Genomic DNA, 5,930 nt, shown 5'->3' with positions numbered 1-5,930 from the left:
CTGTGCCAGCATAGGAACCATTCAATAAAAAACCACCCAACCCATTGTTTTAAAATGGTTTATTATTTATCCCAGAGGACAGTGCAAAAAAAAGCCTTGCTCGGAAGCAAAGCTTTATAATCATATAATCACTAATATCTGTTTTGAGTTGATTATTTCATTAGTTCCAGCCATAGGACTCCATCGACAACGCCTGATACTGAACAGGGCTTTCTAATACGGTGAGCTGATCCGATTCACTGCTGGCACCCAGCGCGATCAGTAAAGGCAGATAATGTTCAGCACTCGGATGAGCTGTAACAAAATCTTCAGATTCAAGATACGGCTGACTCAGGGCGGGAATATTACGTTCAATGACCCGCGCTCGGGCCCAGGCCTGAAACCGCACCACATAGTCCAGTGGTGAACCCTGCTCATCACCCATATGATAAAGATTATGAGTCAGACTTCCGGAAGCGATGATCGCAACCCCCTCTCTACGAAGACCCTTTAATGCCTCGCCCAACGCTACCAGAGACTCTGGTGTCGAACCCGCATCAATCGACAACTGCAGTACCGGAATTTTATGCTCCGGCAGCATATGCAGCAACGGAACCCAGGTGCCATGATCTAAGCCACGCTGTTGATTCAGTGAAACCGCTACTCCCTGGTCCTGCAAGACGGTCTGAATATGACCCGCAAGACCGGGGTCTCCGGCAACCGGATATTGCAGTTGATACAGCGCCTCGTCAAAGCCACCAAAATCGTGGATGGTTTCCGGTTGAGGAGATGCAGTCAGCTGCATCCCCCGGGTAATCCAGTGGGGTGATATCACCAGTAGCGCCTTCACCTGAGTAAAGAAAACACTGTACTCCTGCAACCGGGCCGCCGCGACACCTGGCGACAGCGCCCAGCGGGGTGAACCGTGACCGATAAACATAACCGGTGCAGATACTTCTGACATAACAATCTCCTAATTCAGATAATCAAACCAGTCTAACTCTGGCCCCTGAGGTACTATTCCCATCGGATTCAATGCCTTGATGGAGTAATAACCGGCTTTTATATGATCGATATTAGTATTCTGACTAAACGCCGGAATCTTTAACAACCGCGCCATATACGCAGAAATATTTGCATAGTCAGAGATTCGCGCCTTATTGGTTTTAAATAATCCATAATAAGCCACATCAAAACGAGCCAGAGTAACAAACAAACGGATATCACTCTCGGTAAGCTGATCAGCAACCGCATACACACTGTGTCCAAAATGCTTTTCCAACCAGCTTAAGGTTGTAAACACATCGTTGTAAGCTTCTTCGTACGCCTCCTGAGAGGAGGCAAAACCGGCACGATAGACCCCGTTATTTAAGGTATCGTAGATCCGCTCATTAAAGCGGTCTATCTCATGCAGCAGTAATTCAGGTGCCAGATCAATCTCAGCGTTATGTACAGGCCGCAGATCATGGTTAAAAATCCTGATGATATCCGCAGACTCATTATTGATTATCGTGCGACCTTCTGTGTCCCATAAAACAGGTACGGTTGCACGTCCGGTATAGTCAGGATCGGCCTCGGTGTACAGCTGATAAATATAGCTTATCGCTTCCTGCTTTGCCGGTGTACTCCCGGGATATCCGTGAAACTGCCAGCCGCTATCACTCAGTTGCGGATCAACAATGCTGACAGGTATATACTTTTCCAGCCCCAGCAAAGACCGGGCGATCAGTGTGCGGGTTGCCCAGGGGCAGATATACGCCACATAAAGTTGCACCCCCAGCGTTTCAGCAGCGCCATACTTTACCGCTGCAATACGATCTGCAGCGATCGTTTTTCTGAAGGCACTGCTTTGACGGAGAAAGCGCCCCTGCTCATCTTTTTTCTGTACCGGATCCCATTTACTTTGCCACACGCCATTTACCAACATAGTTGCACTCCTGATCTTGCCAATAGAGGCTCCGGCAGCCGTTCTCCGGAGCCCGTATATGATTTAAGCCGTTGCGGACTTCATCTCTAGTGACTTCAGAGCATATCGACCATCACCCAGCAAAAACTGGACAAGCGATGCCGCGATCAGAAATACCGGATACTCCCAGCCTCCACCTTTATTACCAAAGCCCCAGCCATTGGCTCCATGAACCAGGATGACGGCGCCCAGCAGCACAGGGATCAGGGCTGCCGCTACGTAGCGAGCATAAACGCCTAAAATCAGTGCAGTACCGCCAGCGATTTCCAACGCCATAGTGACAGGCCCAAAGAAGCCAGGCAGTCCTAGTGAACTAAAAAAGCCTGCCGTGCCTTCCGGTGTAAACACCAGCAGTTTTAACAAGCCATGGGCCAGATACATGCTACCCAGAGCGAGGCGCAGCAGCGTTGCCGCATAAGCAGGAGAAGTTTTCATTGAGTTATCCTCATCAATTGATTCGTAGTTGATGGATACATTTTGACTCAATCGATAAAACAAACAATAATCCATTTAATATACATATTGTTTAATATAATTTTACAATTAGTTAATACTTCCAAGTAAGGCTTTCCGAGAATGGATAAACTGAACCTGATGTCTACCTTTGTGACCGTTACAGAGGCTGGCAGCTTTACCGCCGCAGCAAACCGTTTAGGCAAAACCAAAGCCCTGGTCAGCACGCATATATCACAGCTGGAAGCGCTACTGAAAGTCAGACTGATTATTCGCTCGACACGCAGCATGCAGGTCACCAGCGAAGGTTACAGTTACTATGAACAGGCCAAAAAAATACTCGATGATATTGTCAATCTCGAAGCTCAGCTCCTTAACGAAAGCCAAAGTCTGGTTGGACGATTACGTATCTCAGCACCAACGACCTTTGGCGAGCTGGTGTTGATGCCGTTTATCGCAGAACTGACATCCGCTAACCCTGACCTGAAAATCGAACTGCAACTGAATGATCGCTTTGTAGACCTGATCAGCGAAGGCTTTGATGTTGCCCTGAGAATTGGCAAGCTGGCGGACTCATCGCTGATTGCAAAGCCTGCAGGTTTCACCCGGATGATCCTTTGCGCATCGCCTGAGTTTATAGCGCACTATGGTCGGCCTGACACAATAGAACAACTGGAAGACCTGCCCTGCGTATTTGATAGCAACTATCGACAAGCGGGAAGCTGGGGCTTTTTGCAAGACAAACAGAAAGTTGAAATAAAACCGAGGATTATTGCCCGGGTGAACAGCGCTCTGGCGGCGGCGAATATGGCTTTCACCGGCCGAGTGATCGCTTTTTGCCCGGAGTTTGCCATTCATTCCATGCTAGAAAAGGGGGAGCTCGTCAGCCTCCTGCCCCAAGTGTGTAATACCCAGATACCGGTTAATGTAATCTATCCCCACCGTCAACACCTGTCCAGCAGAGTAACAACCTTTACGCAGCAATTTATTGCCTACTGGAACAGGCAAACCGCAGCATAGCGCTGCGGTTTTGTCTGTCTCAAAGCTATCGGTATGTATAGCGGTTAATGATCAGAACAATCAGATCCGTTTAAACAGCGCCGAGCGGCTCTGCTCTTCAGCACCATCGGCAGCGGTGACAAAGCGTTCCATATGGATATCCCGCTCAAACAACCGTCCCTGCATCAGGGTGGTGATCGCCGCATCGATCATCGGTGGCGGACCGCAGAGATAGGCCTTATTACCATCAAACCGACCATTGAAGTGCGCCTGAGCCGCTTCATGAACAAAGCCGGTAAAACCCTGCCAGTCATCCCCCGGTTCCGGTGCATTCAGCGCGGGCACGTAGGTAAAGTTGTCAAACTCCCGGTCGAGGTTTTCAAACAGCGCCCGGTTATACAGTTCAGCCACATTACGCGCCCCCTGCAACAGGGTGATCGGACGGCTGTCGCCCTCTTCCAGCAGATCCAGAATCATCGATTGCGGGCTGGATAATCCCGAACCACCGGCGATAAAGATCGCGCCCTGATCATCCGATTTGCGCACGAAAAACTGACCATAGGGCCCGCTGACATCCAGGGTATCGCCGACCTCCAGCTGCTGATGCAGGTAGGTGGTGCCCGCCCCGCCCAGCACCAGACGGACATGCAGTTCCAGTGTGGTGGCATCGGAGGGTTTGTTAGCGATGGAGAACGCCCGGCTGCCCTCAACGCCCGGCAGCTTCAGATTGATATACTGACCGGCCTGAAATGCCATCGGCTTGTCCAGCTCAAACAATATCCCTTTAATCGTCGGTGACAGATCTCTGATCTCGGTGACCGTGCCGATAAAATCCTCCACCGGATAACCGGCAAAGTCATCATCCACATCGATATCCGCCTCGATCACCATATCCGATTCCGGGGTACAGCAGCAGGCCAGCACTTTGCCCTCCTCCCGTTCCATATCCATCAGTGCAAAAGGGGAGGCGTTACCCAGATCACCTTCACCTTCCAGCACCTGCACTTTGCAGGTAGCACAGGTGCCGTGCCCACAGGCAAACGGCAACCAGACCCCCTGACGCAGGGCAGCATCCAGAATGGTCTGCCCCTCTTCAACCTCGATCACATCGCCGGTTGGTTCGACTGTTACTTCATAACTCATACTTTCACCCCGCAACAGACCGGTCTCTCACTCAGATTATCACCCAGAAACCGGTCCGTCTCTCTCAGCTAAAGCTCTGTGACATTAAACGCCAGCACCCTGATACCCCGTTAACTCAGGGGTTTTAAAGCGGATCAGCGACTTATGCCCCACCCCCTGATCTTCAAGAGCGACCGCCAACTGAGGCTTGAACGGTTCACCATCCAGCAGCCACTCAGCGCTGTCCCAGTTGATCTGGCTAAACTCCGGGTGCTGACCAAAGGCTTCCGGCATGATGGTTTCGATCACTGCCGCAAAGGGCATGGAAGGCGGCAGCGGGAACGCTTTGGCGGCGCAGAACATGCGATGCTCATCCCAACCGAGATAAACAATCTGATTACCGTGGAAGTTCTCCACCCGATCCATCCGCTCGCCCCGATAACCTGGATTTAGTGCATATACAGGCATTTTTATATCCTCTTGTTATTCTTGTGCGGGTGCCGCTGGTGCCACACCCGTTGGTTGTGTGTTATAAACTCAGGCGACGCCTTTCCACTTATTCCAGCGCACCTCGTCCGGCGAGCCTTTGATATCCAGATTGTCGACCCCCACATTCATGCGGTAATAATCACTAAGGACCTCACCCACGCCTGGACCGCCACAGTTGCCCTGGAAGATCTGATGTACCGGCAGCCAGGACTGCACAAATTTTTCCGGTTCCTCTTTAAAGATGTCGCAGCAACCATCGGAGCAGAAGTGATAACGCTCACCCTGATAAACAAAGTCACGCATCGAGTTCTGATTCGGGTTATCCATCTCGGTAAACAGCATCGGGATCTGACAGGTCTGACACAGCTGTGGCAGACCCGAGGTGTAAAAGCGTTCGCCCTTAGCTTCCAGCTCCTTCGCCAGTTCCCACATCGGGCGATAGTACTTATCGAAGGTGTCTGGGTATTGCGCCGACAACCAGTCCAGCTCTTCGTCGCTTGGAATCCAGGTATGGAAGCCCGCGGCATGACCATGGGTGTAAAAGGTCCACCAGGCCTGATGGGAGATATGCTCCTTCTCTTTCTCGATGGTCTCGGCGTATTTCGGCATACGGATGCCGTAACGGGCCAGATCTTTAAACAGCGCACCACCAGCCTCTTCGAAATAGACCTCCCAGGCCTCTTTCCAGGACATCACTTTATTCGGCAGCATGTAATCCATCATCATCGCCACGATGGTCAGCAGACGGGTACCGCGCCAGAACCATTTATCGATCCACTTCTGCACAATCGGCACATTGTCTTCATGCTGCTCCAGCAGGAACTTGATCACTTCCAGACCGAGGGTCATATGACGGGCTTCGTCAGACTGCGCTGAGAATCCAAAGGTCACTGTCGCCATATCACCGTTATGCGCGGCACCC

The 5,930-nt window shown here is 51.2% G+C and carries 7 protein-coding genes; 1 reads left to right on the top strand and 6 read right to left on the bottom strand.

The genetic code is table 11. From position 1 onward, the window contains the following. Positions 1-160 precede the first annotated feature (160 nt). The 3 genes from ACQY8X_RS20465 to ACQY8X_RS20455 form a co-directional block, all read right to left on the bottom strand. Positions 161-943, bottom strand: a complete 783-nt coding sequence (locus ACQY8X_RS20465) for a dioxygenase family protein (protein ID WP_428036983.1) — start codon at positions 941-943, stop codon at positions 161-163. Between the two features lie 9 nt (positions 944-952). Then, entirely contained in the window at positions 953-1,906 is a 954-nt protein-coding gene (locus tag ACQY8X_RS20460; RefSeq protein ID WP_428036982.1) for a glutathione S-transferase family protein, read from the bottom strand. A gap of 63 nt (positions 1,907-1,969) precedes the next feature. Beyond that, a complete protein-coding gene (locus ACQY8X_RS20455; protein ID WP_428036981.1) occupies positions 1,970-2,380 on the bottom strand; it encodes a DoxX family protein in 411 nt (136 codons plus the stop codon). A 141-nt stretch (positions 2,381-2,521) separates the two neighbouring features. On the opposite strand from ACQY8X_RS20455, the gene ACQY8X_RS20450 reads away from it, so the two are divergent. Beyond that, the gene (locus tag ACQY8X_RS20450; RefSeq protein WP_428036980.1) at positions 2,522-3,418 is read left to right on the top strand and encodes a LysR family transcriptional regulator; all 897 of its coding nucleotides are present in this window, start codon (positions 2,522-2,524) and stop codon (positions 3,416-3,418) included. Between the two features lie 60 nt (positions 3,419-3,478). On the opposite strand, the gene ACQY8X_RS20445 is transcribed toward ACQY8X_RS20450, so the two are convergent. The 3 genes from ACQY8X_RS20445 to ACQY8X_RS20435 form a co-directional block, all read right to left on the bottom strand. Then, complete coding sequence (locus ACQY8X_RS20445) at positions 3,479-4,540, bottom strand: NADH:ubiquinone reductase (Na(+)-transporting) subunit F (protein ID WP_428036979.1); 1,062 nt, start codon at positions 4,538-4,540, stop codon at positions 3,479-3,481. A gap of 84 nt (positions 4,541-4,624) precedes the next feature. Further along, a complete protein-coding gene (locus ACQY8X_RS20440) occupies positions 4,625-4,987 on the bottom strand; it encodes a phenol hydroxylase subunit P4 (RefSeq protein ID WP_428036978.1) in 363 nt (120 codons plus the stop codon). 69 nt (positions 4,988-5,056) lie between these two features. Then, positions 5,057-5,930, bottom strand: an 874-nt coding sequence (locus ACQY8X_RS20435) for a YHS domain-containing protein (RefSeq protein ID WP_428036977.1), incomplete at its 5' end; no start/stop codon positions are given.

Origin of the sequence: Amphritea sp., from assembly GCF_050300915.1 — a bacterium.
In the GTDB taxonomy this organism is placed as follows: Bacteria; Pseudomonadota; Gammaproteobacteria; order Pseudomonadales; family Balneatricaceae; genus Amphritea.
This window is presented reverse-complemented; position numbering and strand designations above follow the sequence as displayed.